Below are 16,613 nucleotides of genomic sequence, written 5' to 3'. Positions count from 1 at the left end.
ATTCCTTATTCCCTATGTTAGGAACTCAGCATTTCGGCAAGGACCGCTCAAAACCGCCCTTCATTTTTCCCAGTAAACCCTTCATCATCTTATGGTCCTGCGGCGTAAACTCAGACATACACGACCGAATCAACTTCGTATAATAAGGGACTATCTTACTTAACAGCTCTCGTCCTGCCTCTTTTAATCCGACAGTCACCATCCGTCCATCACTCTCATGAGCCACACGTTCAATCATGCCATCTCGCTCTAATCCGTCGATCAGCCCCGTCATGGTTCCACGCGTCACATCAGCTTTTTCCGCCAACTCTGATGGTGTCATGCGATGCGGCGAGTGGCAATGCAACAGGCTTAGAACAATAATCCGACCCTGAGAAGCCCCCAACTTGCTAAGATCCGTATCCATTTCTCTGAAAATACCATTAGCCAAGCGCGCAAATGTCACAAAAGTCTCTATATTATCCACTTCGGCATCTTCATGTCCAAAGCTACGCAGCACCCCGCGTATGGAGTCATTATGAAAATTAAAGTTCATAGTCTATCCATTCCTTCCTTAATCCCGCTTGTTCCGTCAGACGGTAGCTTTTCCATTCGTCAGGCAGCAAAGAAGCATATGGTTCCTTGGCAAAACGATCATCTACCAGAACCAGCAATCCTTCGTCGTGCTCTGTGCGAATCAGTCTGCCACCTGCCTGAAGAACCTTGTTCATTCCCGGATATACATACGCATAGTTGAAACCATTCCGTCCCTGTTCCGAAAAATAATCCCGCAGCACATCCCGCTCTGCTCCAATTTGCGGCAAGCCGACGCCGACGACCACTACCCCATTTAAGCGATCCCCAGGTAAATCGACACCTTCAGCAAACACACCACCCAATACGGCAAAGCCAAGCAAGGTGTGCTCTTGCCCAGGCTGGAAGGCCTCTAGGAATTGATCCCGCTCCGGTTCGGTCATCCCCGGACTTTGTACCAACGTATTTGCGGACACGTCACGAAGCATGAATTCCTCATACACCTCACGCAGATATGGATAGGACGGGAAAAACACAAGGATATTTCCTTTCCGTTCCACAACCAATGCAGCCAGCATATCCGCAATCGCCCCTTTGGAACGCTCACGATCCCGATAACGGATGGAGAGCGGCAGCAGACGTACATCCCACTGCTCCTGATGGAAGGGCGAAGGAACCTGTAACGTATAATCTTCCTCGTTTGCTCCGAGCATGTCCCGGTAATAAGCAAGCGGTGTCAACGTCGCGGAAAAATAAATGGCTGAGCGGTAGCCCTTAATAGCTTGTCCCAACAAGTGAGAAGGATCGAGGCAGAACAGCTTGACCCTCACTTCACTGCGCCCTGCTTCCACATAAGTAACGTACCGTTCATCATATAAAGCTGCAATTCGCAGCATATTCTGAGCGGTAAAATACGTATCTAGAAGCAATGCATAAGCCGTACCCTCACCACTTGCGTGGCTTGTACTGCCCCCCGTCACCAGTTCACGTTCAGCTGCTTCCACAAAAGGCACCAACAGCTCCAGCACCTCTTGTGGTGCTGCTGTCTCCACTGCTTTTCCTGTATCTGCATATTGCTTACGTAGCGTAATCATATGTGCGTTCACTGCACTCGCAGCCGCAGCAATCTCCGGGCTTAGCAACTTAAATTCCCGTTTCAGTTCCAAAAAAGAAGATTTCAAAATTTCCGCCGAAAACATGTCCCGGCCGCGTTCTACCAGATTATGCGCCTCATCTACCAGTACAACACCTTTTCGCTTGTGCTCCTCCAGCAATCTTTTCAAAGAAATCCGTGGATCGAAAACATAATTATAATCACTGATTATACCATCCGAGGCATACGCCACATCCAGCGAAAATTCAAAGGGACATACCTTATGCTTGCGCGCATAATGCTCAATCACTGCCCGGGTCATTAACGTCTCATTCGCCAAAATATCGGAAACCGCACCGTTGATCCGGTCGTAATAGCCCTCGCACATGCTGCATGATCCAGCATCACAATCATTTTCATCCTTGAAGCAAATTTTATCCTTCGCAGTCAAAGTCACCACATGCATGTGCAGCCCTTGAGCCTGCATCTTGGCGTAAGCTTCTTCGGCTGCTGCCCGAGTGGTGGTACGAGCCGTTACATAATATACTCGTCTCACCAATCCTTCGCCGATCGCCTTGATCGCAGGAAACAAGGTGGATACCGTTTTACCAATACCTGTAGGTGCTTTGGCAAACAGGTTAACCCCTTCGGCAATCGTCTTGAACACCGAACCCGCGAGCGTTCGCTGACCCGAACGATACGTGTCAAAGGGAAAGTTCAACATAGCAATGCTGGCATCCCGCTTTTCCGCATGTGCTCTCAGCAGGAATGCATACGGTGCATAACCAGCAATCATCTCCTGTGCGAAAGCTTCTAGCTCAGTAAAGGATAGTTCCCGTCTGAATCGGCGAATGTCTTCACTGTGTGCCTGTACATAAGTAAGCTGGACCTGCATGGAATGATGTTGTTCCTCACAAGCAATCATATAGGCATACAGAAATGCTTGTGCCCAGTGTACAGGTTGGCCGTCACCCTGAATATCTTCGAGTGGCAAAGAGATCGATTTAATTTCATCGACCGTCCATACGCCATCCAGCTCAATCAGTCCGTCACAGCGGCCTTCAATGATAAACAATTCGTCCTTATACGGAATTTCTGTACGTAAATGTACCTCTTTGCGGTCATGCTCCTTGTAACCTTTCTGGATAACCTGATGCACGCGAGTTCCTTCGAGCATACTGCTATTCGATCGAAAGCCGCTATGAATGCTGCCGCTCCGATGCACATATTCCACAAGTGGACGCACCGATATGTGAATTGGTTCCTTCATACGATCACCCGTTCCGGTCATAGTCCTTTCACTGTACCACGTAGATAAACGAAACGTAAGGGACATAAGAATCGTTTGTATTCAATTGGTATTCACTCATGCCTACTTTTTACCGAAATATAGAAACGGGGCCTTTTGCTTTATTCCCCACGATACTACAACTCTCATTACAGCATAAAGGATAGGGATATGTTAAAAGAATTAATTAACAATTTTGCGTTATTAACAAGCTTCTTATTCTTTGGAAATTTATTTTTCCGGAAATATGAACGTTACCTAAAAAAACATATATTCATTTATCGGGTAATGAACGGTTTAATGCTGGGTCTGTTTGGCATTCTGTTAATGATGACCGGTTTATGGGTCCGTGGGCACTTTGTGGTCGATCTGCGCCAATTGGCGATTATCATATCTGTTTATATGGGAGGATCGGTATCCGGTCTGCTGACCACCTTGATCATAAGCCTGTACCGTATTTACATCACAGGTGGTTGGACAGATGTTTCTCTGACTGCTGCCGTCAATTGTTTCATGACACTGGGCATTTCACTTATCTTTATTCGAGAAAAAAGCCTAACACTCCGCAAGTGGATGTCGGCCGTACTTGGAGCTGCTGTAGTGTCGCTGTTATCTACTTTCTTTGTAGTTAACCCTCCTGATAATGAATCTATTATAATAATCACAACTGTTAAGTTGCTTGGCGGCCTGTTCACTTATTTTATGATGTCCTATATCAAAAAAACAGAACGGGCTGTTCATCTACTGGAAGAAGCTGCAAATCGGGATCATTTAACCGGACTCTACAGTCCACGTGCTTTCGATGCGCTATTTGAAGAGGTCTTTCATACTTCCAAGACTACAAAACAACCCTTTGGACTCGTGATGCTGGATATTGACCACTTTAAAAATATTAATGATACGTATGGTCATTTGAACGGAGATACCGTCTTAAGCCAATTGGGAATGCTGTTAACCCGGGAATCTACAACGAGGGCGTACCCCTCCCGTAAGGGTGGAGAGGAATTTGCCATTCTGATTGGAAATTGTGATAGTCAGAAAGCAGCAAGCTTTGCCGAAAAAATTCGGAAAGCTGTGGAAAATGAACGTTTCCTTTTGAATGACGGAACCTCGATCTCTCTAACCGTATCCATCGGAGCAGGCAGTTCACCTGTCATTGCATCGAGGTACTTACTAGAAAAGTCAGATGAGGCATTATATGAAGCTAAGCGTTCAGGACGCAATCAGGTGAAACTGGCAAAACCATAGATATTAGTCGCTAAATGTCAGGAAAGCTGGATTATTGTTAATAAAAAGTGGTAAAATGGAAATAACATCGTTATCAAAAAAAACTTCTGCCGCTAGTGGAGACATGCCTTACAATCGACATGGGGGGTGGGCTTTGTGAACCTCGAACAATTGGAAAAACTCATGGAAAAAGAACGCCGTGAACTGAATCGCATGGCTGACTTACACGGATTAAAAGATGAACGTGTATTGGACAAATCCTCCAGACTTGACCGTATTATGGACAAGTACCTTCACACCAAGCGTGCAATAAACCAAACACACTCATAGAAGCAAGCTACATCGCTGCCCCTCAGGGCAGCTTTTTTATGATGTAAACAGTATTCGTCCTCCTTCGGTACACATCTGCATCGTACTCACCTTCTCGCGGACTGACTACTTCCCGCCATATTCCGTCCGCAACAATTGCTGTGTGAACGATATCCATTCTCTGGCGGCAAAGGACAGATAACGATCGTTCCGCCAGATCATCCCCAAATGCCAAGGAATGACAGGGTCCACCAATGGAAGAACACGCAAGCGCTCAGAATCCAGATCTCGGCATATAGCCTCCGGCAACAGAGCTACCCCCAGATTTGCAGCAACCATTTCGCTAATCAGATCCCATTGTGAGCTTTCGTAGACTACACGCGGCTGAAAGCCAGCACGGACACATTCGGCAATGATACGGTCATGCAGCGTAAAATCCTCACGGAACAGTACAAACGCCTCCTCCGCCAGCGCAGATAACGGTACCTCCTTGCACTCTGCCAATGCATGCGTAGGATGAACGAGCAAATTCAGCTTTTCCTCCACAAACAGAAATGTCTCAAACATATCTCCAACCGCAGGCAGCACAATCACCCCGATATCCAATGCCCCGGCTTCTACGTCCTGTTCCACTTTCTTCGCCCCGTCCTCAAATAATTGAATGGTCACATCAGGATATGCCTTATGAAATTCTCCAATGACACGCGGAAAAAAGCTCGATCCGACCATAGGGGGCAGGCCAATACGGATATGTCCTTTTTTCAGGTTCATCAAATCACTCAGCTCCGAGGACAGGCTCTGAAAGGACTTTACAATCGCTTGTGCTTGAAGCTCAATTACCTTTCCCGCGTCCGTCAGTTCGATTCTTTTGCCAATTCGGTCGAACAAAGCGACCCCCAGTTCATCTTCCAGACTTTTAATCGTCTTACTGATCGTCGGCTGGGTAATAAACATGCTCTGGGCTGCCTTTGTAAAGCTACGCAACCGCGCGACTTCCAAAAAATATTGTAAATGTCGGATATCCAAAGCTACACCTTCTCCCATAGACAAACGGAATAGATTACATTCTTTATATGCATTTTACTCATGAAAGCTTGTGATGTAAAATTTCATTACAGTTTGAAAATAACCGATCTCAAAGATAGGAGCCATTATATATGAAAAGCTTCATACGCGGTGTCCTCCAGATCGCCGTCCTGATGGCCTTTTCGCTCATCCTGAACGCGGTAGTCTCCTGGCTCCACCTGCCTGTACCCGGTAGTATCATTGGTATGCTGATCCTTTTTATTCTGCTGCAAACCGGCTTGGTCCGGCTAAGCTGGATTGAAGTTGGCGCAAACTGGTTGCTGGCCGAGCTGCTATTATTCTTTATTCCCTCCGCTGTCGGCGTTATGAATTATTGGCCGATGCTGGAACACGATGGTATGAGCATTATGCTGGTCGTGTTGCTCGGCACCTTTCTGGTGATGGCCTGCACAGGTATGGTCGCCAGTCTGCTTGGTAAACGAAAGGAGCATAAATCATCATGACCGGTCTTCTATGTATTGTATTGACACTCGCTATTTACTGGATGGCCAAACGCATGTACCGCACACTGCCCAAGGTGTATTTGTCTCCATTGCTCATTACACCTATTGTTATCATTTTGATTTTGACGCTGACGGGTGTGAACTACCGTTCTTATAATTCGGGCGCCCACTTGCTGTCCATGCTGCTACAGCCAGCTACGATTGCATTTGCTGTCCCTTTGTACCGATATTTCCCTGTGTTAAAAAAACATGCGACCCAAATCGTGCTTAGCGTGCTGTCTGGGTCCGTTGTAGCCGTGTTGTCCTCCATGGCGCTTGCCAAGTGGATGCATCTGAATTCTTCGCTGCTGAGCAGCCTGATTCCTCGCTCCATTACGACACCCATTGCGATGAATGTATCGCAAACGATTGGCGGCAATCCGACGGTCACGGCTGTATTCGTTATTCTGACCGGATTGAGCGGTCTTATTATCGGTCCGATGATTGTAAAACTGTTCCGTATTGAAAATGAAGTCTCACGTGGGGTGCTGCTCGGTACCGGTGCTCATGGTACTGGCACTTCCAAAGCCTTCGAGTTCAGTTCGCTGACGGGGACGATATCCAGCATCTCGATGGTGCTCGCCGCTCTCTTTACCTTGGCAGCCGCCCCGTTCCTGTTCCACTTGATGCTGTAAGCAATATGTATACAAAGAAGCAGCGATTCTCCTGTTATTGAAGAATCGCTGCTTCTTTGCTTTCAGTCCAAGCAGGCTTGCTTGAGCAACGCCCTCTTGTTACGCGGATTTCTACCACTAAGGGGACGCTCAAGGATATACATCCCTCGCTGCCTCAAATAGCTTTAACGTCGCCGGGTTTCACCTCTGCCTCTACAGGCGTTACAGCTTCATACAGGTAAGCATCCAGCTCAGCCGTATATTGTCGTTCTTGCGCGGCGCTCCAGCCTGCATGTTCGGACATTAATGCAATGGCGGGCTGTTTCCAGCGCTTCACCTCGTCAATTTGGAAGAACAGCGCCCCGGTTCGGCGTATGAAAAAATCAGACGGTGTCACCGTCATTTCCTGTTCCATCGCATACAGGAGCGGGACACGCACTTCCACAGGCAGCGCTGCTTCCTTCTCGGTAGCCTCCTTCATGCTCCGTGCCGCTATGGCAAACAGCCGCTCTGTGTTGGAGCCATAGCGAGTAGCCCATGCTCTAGCTATATCCGACGACAAACCGAGCGCAACACCCGCTACGGCTTGCTTGCTCACGAAGGCGTCCCAGCCCGCCGAGCCGCCTACGCTGCCGCCCGAAATCGGGATATGTCTGGTGCGGCATGCCCGGAAGCTTTGCCCGTGCAAGCGTCCCAGCTCCCGTACCGCACGATCCACGACGAGTTCGGACATTTTCCGGTAGCCCGTCAGCTTGCCGCCTGCAATCGTGATCAGACCTGAACGGGATTCCCAAATTTCGTCCTTGCGTGAAATTTCCGAAGGGCTTTTACCGTCTTCATAAATGAGCGGCCGTACCCCTGCCCAACTGGATTCTACATCCGTAACAGTCAGTTTCACATCCGGGAACATTCCGTTGATCGCTTGAAGCACATAGGCCCGATCTTCGGCGGTCATCCGGGGATGCGCCGTATCCCCTTCATACACCGTGTCGGTCGTACCTGCATAGGTTTTTCCATCACGTGGGATGGCAAATACCATGCGCCCATCCGGTGTATCGAAGTACACTGCCTGTTGGAGTGGAAAGCGCTCAGCATCGAACACCAGGTGAATACCTTTCGTCAGGCGTAGCACCTTGCCCTCTTTGGAGCGATCCATTTCCCGCAACGTATCTACCCATGGTCCGGCCGCATTAATAACCAGTGAAGCTCGAATTTCGTATGGCTTTCCCGTTACCCGATCCGTTACGCTTGCACCGCTTATTCGTCCTTCGTCATACAGCAGCTTGTCAGCCTTGGCATAGTTCACCGCCAGCGCTCCTCGTGTAACAGCTTCCTTCATGACCTCAATCGTCAGGCGAGCATCATCTGTGCGGTACTCCACGTAGCTGCCGCTCCCCTTCAGTCCATCACGCTTCAGCAAAGGCTCGCGCTCTAGCGTAGCCTGGATGTCCAGCATACGACGGCGCTCACTACGCTTAACACCAGCAAGGAAATCATATACTAGCAACCCGACAGAGGTGGTGAATGCGTTAAACGTGCCGCCCTTGTGAAAAGGAAGCAGCATACGCTCCGGTATGGTCACATGTGGGCCATTTTCGAATACGATGGCCCGCTCCTTCCCGACCTCGGCTACCATCTTAACTTCAAACTGCTTCAAATAACGAAGACCACCATGCACTAGCTTAGTCGAGCGGCTGGACGTACCTGCTGCAAAATCCTGCATCTCCACCAGTGCTGTCTTCAAACCACGATCCGCCGCATCCAGCGCAATCCCCGCCCCTGTAATGCCGCCGCCAATAATTAAAATATCAAAATGCTCATCTCCCATACGTTCCAAAACAGCGGTTCTCTCCTGCGCAGCAAATCCCTGTTCTCCCATCATGTATCCCTCCAGCTTTGTATATATTCACGATGCAATCTGCCAACCGAATCATCATAAGGTACAAAAAAAGACCACGAACATCGCTACGGCGGATGCCGAGCGGTTCATGGTCTCTCCAAGTCTCCTGACGAGTATTAACTTATCTATATCGTAGCACACACGATACGCTATGAAAAGGGAAATCTGCCTGTTGCCAGATGGTTGCCTTCTATCGTAAAACCATCCCTACTTGAACGCCATTGCGGCATGAACTGCCTTTTTCCAGCCACCATAAAGGTCAGCTCGCACGTCCTCACTCATGGACGGAGTAAAGGTATGATCACTTTGCGCATATCCCCGGACTTCATCCAGACTGCTCCAAAACCCGACTGCCAGTCCCGCTAAATACGCCGCACCGAGTGCAGTTGTCTCGTTCACAGCAGGTCGTTCTACAGGCAGATCGAGAATATCGCTCTGGAACTGCATCAGGAACTCGTTCATCACTGCACCCCCATCTACACGCAATGAACGCACAGGTACACCCGAGTCGCTCGCCATGGCAGTTAGTACATCTTTAGTCTGATAGGCCAGCGATTCCAGTACCGCTCGGATAAAATGCTCCTTGGTCGTTCCCCGCGTCAAACCAAATGTCGCGCCGCGCACGTCACTGTCCCAATACGGGCTGCCCAGACCCACAAAGGCTGGGACAAAATATACCCCTTCCGTCGAGGTCACACGCGCCGCATACGCTTCACTATCTTTGGCTTCGCGGAACATACGCAACCCATCACGCAGCCACTGGATAGCAGATCCGGCTACAAAAATGCTGCCCTCCAGCGCATACTTTACCTGACCATTCAGCCCCCATGCAATGGTTGTAATCAGTCCATGCTCCGAGTCACAGGGTTCATCTCCGGTGTTCATCAGCATAAAGCATCCCGTACCGTATGTATTTTTAATCATGCCCTTGTCAAAGCACCCCTGACCGAACAGAGCTGCTTGCTGATCACCCGCCGCTCCGGCAATAGGAATTTCCTGCCCAAAAAAGTGATAATCCACCGTATGCGCATATATCTCAGAAGATGATTTCACCTCTGGTAGCATAGACGCAGGAACGCCGAGAATATCCAGCAGCTCCTCATCCCATTTTAGCTCATAAATGTTGTACATGAGTGTGCGGGCCGCATTGGAGTAGTCTGTTACATGTGCTTTACCACCGGACAATCTCCAGATTAGCCAGGTATCAATCGTACCCAACAGCAAATCCCCGCGCTCTGCTTGAGCTCGTGCCCCTTCGACGTTGTCGAGTATCCATTTGACCTTGGTGCCAGAAAAGTAGGGATCAATGAGTAGTCCCGTTTTGCTATGAAAAATATGATCAAATCCACGGCTTTTCAATTCCTCGCAGATCCCAGCTGTTTGCCGTGACTGCCATACCAGCGCATGATATACAGGCAGACCCGTATGTTTATCCCACACCACTACGGTTTCCCGTTGATTCGTAATACCAATCCCGGCAATTTGGCTGGCTTTTACACCTGATTCCGACAAGCAGGAGGCGATGACGGCCAAAATAGAGCTCCATATCTCATTTGCGTTTTGCTCTACCCACCCCGGCTGGGGAAAATACTGTGGGAACTCCCGTTGTGCCTTGTATACCACTTTTCCCTGCCGATCAAACAAGATGGCCCGCGAACTGGTTGTGCCCTGATCCAAGGCAAGAATGTATTGCTCCATCGTTTCCCAGCCTCCTTGCATATTTATGTATTGTTGCCCACTTGATTCAAATAAAAGCTATTGCCTATAATGCTCGAACAGCCGCTTATTGGAGGTTGTAACTGCTGTAGCTCCCGCAGCCAACGCCGCTTCCACATCCTCTGGGGTGCGAATAAGCCCGCCCGCCAAAATGGGAATGCCCGTGCGTTCGCTGACCTCCTTAATCATCGGTGGAACAACACCGGGCAGCACCTCAATATAATCGGGGCGTGTTTTTTCCACCAGCGCGTAGCTTTTTTCCAGCGCAATCGTATCGAGCAGGAACACCCGCTGTACAGCAAGAATCCCCTTCTTTTTAGCGGTTGCGATCACCCCGGACCGGGTCGAAATGATCCCAAATGGCTTAATTTCCTGACACAAATATTCAGCCGCATACTCGTCATTCTTCAAGCCTTGCACCAGGTCGGCATGCAGGAGCATTTGCTTGCTGCGACTCCTAGCCATCTGGTACAGGTTGCGCAGCTGCGCTACATGCGTATCCAGAAAAACAGCATACTCATAAGAACTGTCCAAAATACCCTCCAGCTGCTTCATATGCTTAGCTGCAGGTAAAATGCGTTGTCCCTGAAATGGCATGGATATCCCCCTTAGGCTGAATGTCGGTCAAACTCGTTCAAATTTTATATTATCACTCTGTTCGACGAACGTGAAGCGGTTTCATTGCAGATATGTATAAAGGCTGCCTTCCCTGCAATAGATGTCAGCAGGAAGAAGACAGCCTAATCGTTCAAAGGAACTGGATCAAATCACACGACGGCACCCTTAAAACTCTCTATAGTGTACTAGCCCTCAAACCCTTGGCACAGCCATGAGGTAGCAAGCGTGATCGCACCGCGCTTGGCCGCGGTTTCCGACAATGGGTTCAACATCACAAAGTCGTGGATGATGCCCTGAAAGCGTGCAGCGGTCACATCTACCCCCGCTTCACGCAGCTTGTTCGCATAGGCCTCACCTTCATCGCGCAGCACATCGGCCTCGCCTGTAATGACCAGCGCACGCGGTAGCCCGTTGAGCTGTTCTGTGGTGGCACGTAACGGGGACGCCGTAATCTGCGCTCGTTCATTGGGATCTGTCGTATATTGATCCCAAAACCATTGCATTCCTTCGCGGCTCAGGAAATATCCTGTGGCGAACTCCTGGTAGGATTCCGTGTCAAAGGAAGCGTCCGTCACCGGATAAAATAACAACTGCTGCCGGATGGAAGGACCACTGCGTTCTTTGGCCAGCAGCGTTACGGCCGCGGTCATGTTACCGCCGACACTGTCTCCGGCTATCGTCAGCGTATCGGGCTTCAGTCCATGCTCTCGCCCATGCTGTGCCACCCATTGAACGACCGCGTAAATTTCCTCAATCGCCGTCGGATATTTAGCTTCAGGTGCCAAGCTGTATTCCGGGAATACAACGGCTGCCTGGGAGCCGACTGCCAATTCACGAATCAGACGATCATGCGTGTGGGCATTACCGAATACCCAGCCTGCTCCGTGAATATATACAATGACCGGCAGATCGCTTGTCACTTGTTGTGGACGAACAATTCTGACCTTTACCTCACCGCCAGGCCCACCTGGAATAGTTAGATCTTCTACATCTGCGGCAGGTTTGTCTGCTGGACCGGATTGAACCTCATTGACCGTTTCACGTCCTTTTTCAGGACCCAAATCATATAGAAACGGAGGTTTGGCATTATCGTCTGCAAATTTCTGTGCTGCGGGTTCAAGCTGTACTTTTTTACTCATATCGATTCACTCTTCCCTTCTTATCTGTGGTCTACATATATCCAATATGGCTTAAGTTTGCTCATTCAGTTTCACCTTATATATTTAAACGAGTTCCTCTCTTTCCAATCGGAGGACTTTAGTTTGCCCAACAGAAGAGCTTGACTTTTATTTTGTATTGTAACTATAATAGTTACATATTAAAGTTCGTAAATGCACTGGGTACACTTACGATCAAACGAATGAATCATCCATCATTCACATCATATTTATAGGAGGCTATCTATTATGAAAATTGCAGTTATTGGTGCAACCGGTAAAGCAGGAAGTAATATCGTAAAAGAAGCATTAGACAGAGGGCATGAAGTAACCGCCATCGTCCGTGACTCGGCTAAAGTAACAGAAAGTCGTGCTACTGTAGTACAAAAAGACGTTTTTGATCTGAAAACAGATGATCTGAAAGGCTTTGACGTAGTCGTTAATGCATTTGCCGCTCCACTCGGACAAGAGCATCTGCATGTCGATGCAGGTAACGTACTAATTGAAAGCCTGCGTAATGTATCCGGTACTCGCCTGATTGTCGTAGGTGGTGCAGGCAGCTTGTTCACTGACGAATCCCAAACACTTTTGGTAAAAGATGCTCCCGGCTTCCCTGATTTCGTATATCCAACAGCAAATAACCAAGGAAAAAACCTGGAAATTTTGCGTGGTACCAGCGACCTGAACTGGACTTTCATTAGTCCTTCTGCGGAATTTGCTCTGGGTAAACGCACAGGCTCTTACCAAGTGGGAAAAGACACGCTGTTGGTTAATTCCAAAGGTGCAAGCTATGTCAGCTACGAAGATTATGCGGTTGCCGTAGTGGACGAAATCGAAAAACCACAACATCTAAACCAACGTTTCACTGTTGTATCCGAGTCCTAATTACTGTGTTCTCGCAGCACATTTAGCATAAAAAAGACCCTTCGCCCATTCTCTCATGCTGCACGCTATGAGAAATTGAACCCGAAGGGTCTTTTTGTTATGACCTGTTGATACTCTCGTTATGAATTGTCCGTGCTGACCTTCTTTTCTGTATCGTGAGCGGAAGTCTCCCTCTTATCGCTAAAACACAGCTTGAGAATCGGAGGCGAAGCCAAGGTCGTCAGAATGATGGCAATGATCACCGATGTAAAATATTGCTGTGCCAACAGACCCGACTGTAGACCGGTAGCTGCGATAATAAGTGCAACCTCGCCGCGAGATATCATCCCGGAGCCGATCGCAAGGGCAGAACGGTTATCGAAGCCCGTCAGCCGCGCCCCGAGTCCTCCCCCGATTAGCTTTGTCACCAGCGCAATCAGTGTCAAAACAACAACAAATCCGAGCTGCTGCCCTACTCCCTCAAAGGAAACATTTAATCCGATGCTGACAAAAAATACAGGAACAAAGATGGAATAAGCGATGGGTTCCACCTTTTCTTCTACGACGTGCTTAAAGCTGGTTTGTGCAATGGCAATCCCGGCCGCAAAGGCTCCGATAATCCCTGCCATCCCCAACATATCCGCAAAATACGCAAACCCAAAGCAAATAATCAACGCAGTCGTGATGACTGCTTCAGTCACCTTGAGTGGAGCAAGTATTTTCATAACCCATGGAACAACGAACCAGCCCCCCAGAATAGCTACGACAAAGAAAACTAGCTTTTTGCCAACAAGAAGTCCCAACGAAGTTTCTCCACCCATACCGAATATACTCATTACTACCGCTAGCAGCACCACGACAAGCACATCATCCAGCACTGCCGCACCCAAAATGGTCGAGCCTTCCCGGGTATTCAGCTTATTCATATCCTTGAGTACCTGTACCGTAATGCTTACCGAGGTAGCACTTAGAATAATTCCTAGAAACCAGCCTTCATGCACCGAGAATCCAAAGGCTTCCCCTACACCAAAACCGCAAATTAGCGGTAAAATAATACCTCCAACCGCCACAGCTACCGCAGGCTTCCAGTTACGCCGAAGTTGATCCAGGTCCGTCTCCAGTCCAGCAATGAACATCAGCAGCAGCACGCCGATTTCAGACATATTATGAATCAGCGAATCATTCTGAACCCATCCTAATACGGCTGGGCCCAGGACAATTCCTGCGATCAGCTTTCCCAACACCGCTGGTTGACCGAGCTTGACGGACAAATGACCCGCGACTTTTGTGAACAGTAGAATCAGCAGAAGATATAGTATAAATTGCATAGGCTGATAACCTCCTTTTATTTAATCCTTGAACTCATCTGCGCATAACCCACAATATTGAAGATACTGATAATCATAAAATGCTAAACAAACGTGCAAAATATGTGTCTGACCTGAAACAACCAGCTCGCAAAATAAAAAGGGAAACCTGAAATACAGCACAGGTTCCCTTAAAAAAGACATAAAGGAGCCTTGGTGACAGGCTCCTCCGGTAAATTCATATATTCATTTGATGTTGTCGGTCATACTTGCGCAAACGAGCAATTTTATCTTTTAATTATATCTCTTCTGCAAACCCGTGTAAACGTGTTGAATCAATTTTCTGCTTTTTTCACATAGCGGTCGCGGTATTCGTGGTCCAGCATACTCATCAGAATCGAATCATGGTATTCATAATTGTAGAATAAAGCATCCCGCTGCACACCTTCGCGCTGAAAGCCTACTTTTTCATAGCAACGAATGGCACGTTCATTAAAATCAAATACGTTCAGCTCAATCCGATGCAGATTACAGATACCGAATCCGTAACCCAGCATGAGTACAAGCGCTTCGGTACCGTAGCCTTTCCCCTGATTTCCCTGCTCATTGATCGCAATACGGATGTTGGCACTGCGGTTCAGGCTGTCCATATCCTGCAGGGCTATATCCCCAATGACACGATCATCTTCGCGAAGCGCAATCAACAGCAACAGGCTTGAGGTGTCCTGTCCTTTAGCTTCAATATAACGGGCAATTTGATCCTTGGTAAAGCTGCGTTGTGTGCCTGTCAGCCTCCGCACATCCTGATGGAACAATGTATTATAGTATAGCTCGGTGTCCTCTACGTTAACGGGACGCAAGTACACCCGTGATCCTTCAAGTAACCGTGCCACAGGCTCTGAGGCTGAAGTTTGTTGAGTCATCATGATCTCTCCCATGCTAATAATATAAATGACGAAAATCAAAGCAAATTATTGCGCAAGTTTGACTACGCAAGGTCTGCATTTTGCTCCGTAGTCAGGCTAGAATCAGCGAGGGACTCGCGCCAAATTACGGATTGAAGCAGCAGGCCTGCCAAACCCAAGATTCCAACAGTCATCCCGATCCAGACAAAAGCCGTTCCCGCCCCTGCTATTCGGATTAATACTCCCCCTGCAAGCGGGCAAACGACCATGATTGCTCCAATCACGGTACTTTGGATACCAAAGACGCGCCCCACCATATCAGCAGGGGTTTTGGCTTGTAATATATAATTCTGGGTGATAATGTACAGGCCGTTGCCCACGCCCAGCACGGCCCCGATCATAAGCAGTACGGGCAATCCTGTTCCGGGTTGTGCCCAGCCTAAAGCAGCAATAGCTCCGCCAACCAGCACATATCCACCACCGAGCCCCCAGCCTGCGCTTATGCGATTCAAGCGATTAAGCACAAGCATGCAGCCGACAGCACCAGCACCAATGGCTGAAACCAGCCAGCCAAGCAGTGATTCATTACCCGGAGCGAGCACTCGCAGCAATGTAGGGAACTGGTAGTCGATCATGAGAATGGCGATCAAGCCGAAAAGTCCGAATATAAGCGTATGCAAAAGCATTCGACTGCGCCATAAGAACGCCCAGCCCTCGCGCCATTGGTTGAAAAAACGAGATGCGCGGACATGCTCCTCCCGCATTTTGGCTTCATCGGCCTTAGGCGCTGTATGCGCAGCCGACTTTCCTTGCTGCCCGGCTGCAACAGCTTGTTGGTCTGCGCTGACCAGCGCCGGACCGATTCCCCGCAACGGCCACAGCAGCAGGCCGGAACAGAGACGCAGCAATGCATTGAGAATAATGCATGCCTGAGGGGACAACACAGTCAAGGTCATAGCGCCCAGTAATGGCCCCGCCACTTTGGAAGCCTGATTGACCAGCCCATTCAGCGAGGTCGCCCGAAACAGGTCGTCGCTGGCGACTACCGTGCGGGTTAAGCCTTGCTGTGAAGGCATTTGGAATACGCCAGCCGCCGCACGCAGACCGAGCAAAGGCAGCAGCCACGCCGGGCCCGGGACGGCGAGGATCGCCAGCGTCAATAAGGCAATAGCTGCATCGCAGACGATCATCAGCCGGGCCTTGTGTACCCGGTCGGCTAACGTGCCCGCGATGGAACCCAGCAGCAGACCCGGTAGGGCCATCACTACCGGAATCAGCGCAATCATCATAGGGTCGGCTTCCCAGCGATAGGCAACAAGCACCTGAATGGCGATAGCATCAAACCAATCGCCAAAGGAGGCAGCCGTGTGCGCCGCAAACATCCGCCGAAAACGGCCATTGCGCCAAATGCTAGGCGTGGATTGCAGTTCTTTCTTTTCCTTCATTATCTACTCACCCTGCTCTCATTTTCAGCTTCTTTTAGCTATAAGAACATTCTAGCGGGTCTATATCAGAGGAAAATCAGACAGCTAAA

Annotated in this window: 15 protein-coding genes; 5 read left to right on the top strand and 10 right to left on the bottom strand. The window is 49.0% G+C overall.

Annotated features, from left to right (window positions below):
* Positions 1 to 25: 25 nt before the first annotated feature.
* On the bottom strand, positions 26 to 535 hold the full coding sequence (locus tag ACL9RM_RS01760) for a MarR family winged helix-turn-helix transcriptional regulator (RefSeq protein WP_039271748.1): 510 nt from the start codon (positions 533 to 535) through the stop codon (positions 26 to 28).
* Positions 525 to 2,897: an ATP-dependent DNA helicase gene (locus tag ACL9RM_RS01755; protein ID WP_414126127.1), complete on the bottom strand. Its 2,373-nt coding sequence runs from the start codon at positions 2,895 to 2,897 to the stop codon at positions 525 to 527. The genes ACL9RM_RS01760 and ACL9RM_RS01755 overlap by 11 nt, the downstream gene beginning before the upstream one ends.
* Positions 2,898 to 3,065: 168 nt before the next feature.
* On the opposite strand from ACL9RM_RS01755, the gene ACL9RM_RS01750 reads away from it, so the two are divergent.
* The gene (locus tag ACL9RM_RS01750; protein WP_414126125.1) at positions 3,066 to 4,142 is read left to right on the top strand and encodes a GGDEF domain-containing protein; all 1,077 of its coding nucleotides are present in this window, start codon (positions 3,066 to 3,068) and stop codon (positions 4,140 to 4,142) included.
* A 135-nt stretch (positions 4,143 to 4,277) separates the two neighbouring features.
* Positions 4,278 to 4,451 carry an aspartyl-phosphate phosphatase Spo0E family protein gene (locus ACL9RM_RS01745; RefSeq protein WP_013312483.1) on the top strand — a complete coding sequence of 58 codons (174 nt, stop codon included), beginning with the start codon at positions 4,278 to 4,280 and terminating at the stop codon, positions 4,449 to 4,451.
* Positions 4,452 to 4,556: 105 nt separating this feature from the next.
* Here ACL9RM_RS01745 and cidR read toward each other — a convergent pair whose 3' ends face one another.
* Positions 4,557 to 5,456, bottom strand: coding sequence for a cidABC operon transcriptional activator CidR (gene cidR, locus ACL9RM_RS01740; RefSeq protein ID WP_023990853.1), 900 nt, complete (start codon positions 5,454 to 5,456; stop codon positions 4,557 to 4,559).
* Positions 5,457 to 5,587: 131 nt separating this feature from the next.
* On the opposite strand from cidR, the gene ACL9RM_RS01735 reads away from it, so the two are divergent.
* Both ACL9RM_RS01735 and ACL9RM_RS01730 read left to right on the top strand, forming a co-directional pair.
* Positions 5,588 to 5,959, top strand: coding sequence for a CidA/LrgA family protein (locus tag ACL9RM_RS01735; RefSeq protein WP_013312485.1), 372 nt, complete (start codon positions 5,588 to 5,590; stop codon positions 5,957 to 5,959).
* The gene (locus tag ACL9RM_RS01730; RefSeq protein WP_013312486.1) at positions 5,956 to 6,633 is read left to right on the top strand and encodes a CidB/LrgB family autolysis modulator; all 678 of its coding nucleotides are present in this window, start codon (positions 5,956 to 5,958) and stop codon (positions 6,631 to 6,633) included. The genes ACL9RM_RS01735 and ACL9RM_RS01730 overlap by 4 nt, the downstream gene beginning before the upstream one ends.
* Positions 6,634 to 6,787: 154 nt before the next feature.
* Here the strand turns inward: ACL9RM_RS01730 and ACL9RM_RS01725 are convergent, their stop codons facing one another.
* The 4 genes from ACL9RM_RS01725 to ACL9RM_RS01710 form a co-directional block, all read right to left on the bottom strand.
* Complete coding sequence (locus tag ACL9RM_RS01725; protein ID WP_414126195.1) at positions 6,788 to 8,491, bottom strand: glycerol-3-phosphate dehydrogenase/oxidase; 1,704 nt, start codon at positions 8,489 to 8,491, stop codon at positions 6,788 to 6,790.
* 228 nt (positions 8,492 to 8,719) lie between these two features.
* Positions 8,720 to 10,210 carry a glycerol kinase GlpK gene (gene glpK / locus ACL9RM_RS01720; protein ID WP_250266896.1) on the bottom strand — a complete coding sequence of 497 codons (1,491 nt, stop codon included), beginning with the start codon at positions 10,208 to 10,210 and terminating at the stop codon, positions 8,720 to 8,722.
* A 57-nt stretch (positions 10,211 to 10,267) separates the two neighbouring features.
* On the bottom strand, positions 10,268 to 10,825 hold the full coding sequence (locus tag ACL9RM_RS01715) for a glycerol-3-phosphate responsive antiterminator (RefSeq protein ID WP_250266897.1): 558 nt from the start codon (positions 10,823 to 10,825) through the stop codon (positions 10,268 to 10,270).
* 206 nt (positions 10,826 to 11,031) lie between these two features.
* The gene (locus tag ACL9RM_RS01710; RefSeq protein ID WP_250266898.1) at positions 11,032 to 11,985 is read right to left on the bottom strand and encodes an alpha/beta hydrolase; all 954 of its coding nucleotides are present in this window, start codon (positions 11,983 to 11,985) and stop codon (positions 11,032 to 11,034) included.
* A gap of 267 nt (positions 11,986 to 12,252) precedes the next feature.
* On the opposite strand from ACL9RM_RS01710, the gene ACL9RM_RS01705 reads away from it, so the two are divergent.
* Positions 12,253 to 12,888, top strand: a complete 636-nt coding sequence (locus ACL9RM_RS01705) for an NAD(P)-dependent oxidoreductase (protein WP_061830551.1) — start codon at positions 12,253 to 12,255, stop codon at positions 12,886 to 12,888.
* Positions 12,889 to 13,007: 119 nt separating this feature from the next.
* Here the strand turns inward: ACL9RM_RS01705 and ACL9RM_RS01700 are convergent, their stop codons facing one another.
* From ACL9RM_RS01700 to ACL9RM_RS01690, 3 genes are all read right to left on the bottom strand, one after another.
* On the bottom strand, positions 13,008 to 14,195 hold the full coding sequence (locus ACL9RM_RS01700; RefSeq protein ID WP_250266899.1) for a cation:proton antiporter: 1,188 nt from the start codon (positions 14,193 to 14,195) through the stop codon (positions 13,008 to 13,010).
* Positions 14,196 to 14,509: 314 nt separating this feature from the next.
* Positions 14,510 to 15,100, bottom strand: coding sequence for a GNAT family N-acetyltransferase (locus ACL9RM_RS01695; RefSeq protein ID WP_414126120.1), 591 nt, complete (start codon positions 15,098 to 15,100; stop codon positions 14,510 to 14,512).
* A 62-nt stretch (positions 15,101 to 15,162) separates the two neighbouring features.
* Entirely contained in the window at positions 15,163 to 16,524 is a 1,362-nt protein-coding gene (locus ACL9RM_RS01690) for an MFS transporter (RefSeq protein ID WP_250266900.1), read from the bottom strand.
* Positions 16,525 to 16,613: the final 89 nt, after the last annotated feature.

Source organism: Paenibacillus sp. S29 (genome assembly GCF_049319765.1).
Classification (GTDB): Bacteria; Bacillota; Bacilli; order Paenibacillales; family Paenibacillaceae; genus Paenibacillus; species Paenibacillus polymyxa_B.
Note: the sequence above shows the minus strand (reverse complement) of the source record. Positions and strands in the feature narration are given on the sequence as shown.

Excerpts from the sequence above, each read along its gene's own strand:
- ACL9RM_RS01760 (WP_039271748.1), bottom strand. The coding sequence starts at position 535 with ATGAACTTTAATTTTCATAATGACTCCATACGCGGGGTGCTGCGTAGC.
- ACL9RM_RS01755 (WP_414126127.1), bottom strand. The coding sequence starts at position 2,897 with ATGACCGGAACGGGTGATCGTATGAAGGAACCAATTCACATATCGGTG.
- ACL9RM_RS01750 (WP_414126125.1), top strand. The coding sequence starts at position 3,066 with ATGTTAAAAGAATTAATTAACAATTTTGCGTTATTAACAAGCTTCTTA.
- ACL9RM_RS01735 (WP_013312485.1), top strand. The coding sequence starts at position 5,588 with ATGAAAAGCTTCATACGCGGTGTCCTCCAGATCGCCGTCCTGATGGCC.
- ACL9RM_RS01730 (WP_013312486.1), top strand. The coding sequence starts at position 5,956 with ATGACCGGTCTTCTATGTATTGTATTGACACTCGCTATTTACTGGATG.
- ACL9RM_RS01725 (WP_414126195.1), bottom strand. The coding sequence starts at position 8,491 with ATGGGAGAACAGGGATTTGCTGCGCAGGAGAGAACCGCTGTTTTGGAA.
- glpK (WP_250266896.1), bottom strand. The coding sequence starts at position 10,210 with ATGGAGCAATACATTCTTGCCTTGGATCAGGGCACAACCAGTTCGCGG.
- ACL9RM_RS01715 (WP_250266897.1), bottom strand. The coding sequence starts at position 10,825 with ATGCCATTTCAGGGACAACGCATTTTACCTGCAGCTAAGCATATGAAG.
- ACL9RM_RS01710 (WP_250266898.1), bottom strand. The coding sequence starts at position 11,985 with ATGAGTAAAAAAGTACAGCTTGAACCCGCAGCACAGAAATTTGCAGAC.
- ACL9RM_RS01705 (WP_061830551.1), top strand. The coding sequence starts at position 12,253 with ATGAAAATTGCAGTTATTGGTGCAACCGGTAAAGCAGGAAGTAATATC.
- ACL9RM_RS01700 (WP_250266899.1), bottom strand. The coding sequence starts at position 14,195 with ATGCAATTTATACTATATCTTCTGCTGATTCTACTGTTCACAAAAGTC.
- ACL9RM_RS01695 (WP_414126120.1), bottom strand. The coding sequence starts at position 15,100 with ATGATGACTCAACAAACTTCAGCCTCAGAGCCTGTGGCACGGTTACTT.
- ACL9RM_RS01690 (WP_250266900.1), bottom strand. The coding sequence starts at position 16,524 with ATGAAGGAAAAGAAAGAACTGCAATCCACGCCTAGCATTTGGCGCAAT.